This window comes from Mesorhizobium sp. M7A.F.Ca.CA.002.09.1.1 (genome assembly GCF_003998555.1).
Lineage (GTDB): Bacteria > Pseudomonadota > Alphaproteobacteria > Rhizobiales > Rhizobiaceae > Mesorhizobium > Mesorhizobium ciceri.
On record NZ_RZRR01001110.1, the window covers coordinates 1 to 1,539 of the forward strand.

Here is a 1,539-nt window from a genome sequence, read left to right on the forward strand (position 1 = left end):
GGCCGAAGCCGCGACACGGGTCGCGGACCTGACACAGCACATCGAAACGTCTTTCGCGTTGACCGCACGCCTGCAGCAGCTCAGCCTGTTGAATTACCTGACCTGACAACGCTTAACGGAACGGTAGAGCCCCAACGATGTACCAATTCTCTTACGCCGACATCCAGAGCAACTCCGTTGCCGACGCGAAGGACCGCGAGCGCGAGCTTCTGACCCGCTCGATCGACATGCTGGCGGCAGCAGCAGTGGCCGGCCACGGTTCGATGGAGGCGATAGAGGCGCTTCACTTCACCAACCGCGTCTGGACCGCCTTCGTCGAGGATCTTGGCTCCAGCGACAACGCTCTGCCAAAGGAACTGCGCGCCAACCTCATTTCCATCGGCCTGTGGCTGCTGCGCGAGGCGGAGGACATCCGTCAGGGCCGCACCAACAATTTCGAAGGGCTGATCGAGGTGTCCCAGATCATCAGGGACGGCATTCAATGACCAACACGCTGAAGATATCGCTGAAGCCGAACGAAAAGATCTACATCAACGGCGCCGTCATCCGGGTCGACCGCAAGGTCACCGTCGAATTGATGAACGACGTCCAGTTCCTGCTCGAAAACCACGTGATCCAGGCCGAAGATGCCTCGACACCGCTCAAGCAGCTTTATTTCATCCTGCAGGTCATGCTGATGAACCCGGCCGGCGCCGCCGCCGCACGCGAGATGTTCCGTCGTTCGCTGCCGCTGCTTCTGGCAAGCTTCGAGGACGGCCAGATCTGCAGCGCGCTGAAACAGATCGACCGCATGGTCGGCGAGGACCATATCTACGAAGCGCTGAAGGCGATCCGCGCACTTTATCCGCTCGAACGCCGCGCGCTGGGTGGGAATGACGATGTTTCGGGTGCCGAGCGCCCGTTGGCTGTGGGAGCACGATACTGATGAACGTGGACATGACGACGACGATTCCGACCGGCGCCAATCAGGCCACCGCGTCCACCTCGAAGACAGCAGTCGACTACCAGTCCTTCCTGAAGCTTCTGATCGCCGAGATGAAGAACCAGGATCCGACCAAGCCGATGGATTCGACGCAGTATGTCGCCCAGCTCGCCACCTTCTCGCAGGTCGAGCAATCGGTGCAGACCAACACCAAGCTCAATCAGATCATGCAGTCCTCGGCGCTGTCGCAGGCCGACGCACTGATCGGGCGCTCGATAACCTCCGCCGACGGCCTGACGACGGGCACCGTGGCTTCGGTGCGCCTCGCCAGCAACGGTCTCATCGCCGTGCTGCAGAACGGCACCGAAGTCGCGGTCGGTCCGGGAGTTTCGGTCAAGGCGGCAAGCTGACGCTTTCGACAGAGAGCCAGTCCCATGAATGAGGCCGACGCTCTCGACATCGTCCAGTACGCGGTATGGACGGTGCTCGTCGCGTCCGCTCCGGTGGTGCTGGTCGCCATGGTGGTCGGCATCGGCATCGCCCTCATCCAGGCGCTGACCCAGGTGCAGGAAATCACCTTGACCTTCGTGCCGAAGATCGTCGCCATCATGCTGGTG

General features: G+C 61.5%; 5 protein-coding genes. All 5 read left to right on the forward strand.

From position 1 onward, the window contains the following. The coding region (locus EN994_RS30760; RefSeq protein WP_164746389.1) for a flagellin at positions 1-106 on the forward strand (106 nt) is incomplete at its 5' end. Between the two features lie 31 nt (positions 107-137). After that, positions 138-485 (forward strand): flagellar biosynthesis regulator FlaF, encoded by a 348-nt coding sequence (gene flaF, locus EN994_RS30765; RefSeq protein WP_013529776.1) that lies wholly within the window; start codon positions 138-140, stop codon positions 483-485. Beyond that, positions 482-925, forward strand: coding sequence for a flagellar biosynthesis repressor FlbT (flbT, locus tag EN994_RS30770; protein ID WP_013529775.1), 444 nt, complete (start codon positions 482-484; stop codon positions 923-925). Before flaF ends, flbT begins: the two co-directional genes overlap by 4 nt. Further along, positions 925-1,332, forward strand: a complete 408-nt coding sequence (flgD, locus tag EN994_RS30775) for a flagellar hook assembly protein FlgD (RefSeq protein WP_013529774.1) — start codon at positions 925-927, stop codon at positions 1,330-1,332. Before flbT ends, flgD begins: the two co-directional genes overlap by 1 nt. Positions 1,333-1,356: 24 nt before the next feature. After that, on the forward strand, positions 1,357-1,539 hold a 183-nt coding region (locus tag EN994_RS30780; protein WP_127308114.1), incomplete at its 3' end, for a flagellar biosynthetic protein FliQ.

Bases quoted from the DNA above. Each gene is read 5' to 3' on its own strand.
- flbT (WP_013529775.1), top strand. From the start codon at position 482: ATGACCAACACGCTGAAGATATCGCTGAAGCCGAACGAAAAGATCTAC.
- flgD (WP_013529774.1), top strand. From the start codon at position 925: ATGAACGTGGACATGACGACGACGATTCCGACCGGCGCCAATCAGGCC.
- flaF (WP_013529776.1), top strand. From the start codon at position 138: ATGTACCAATTCTCTTACGCCGACATCCAGAGCAACTCCGTTGCCGAC.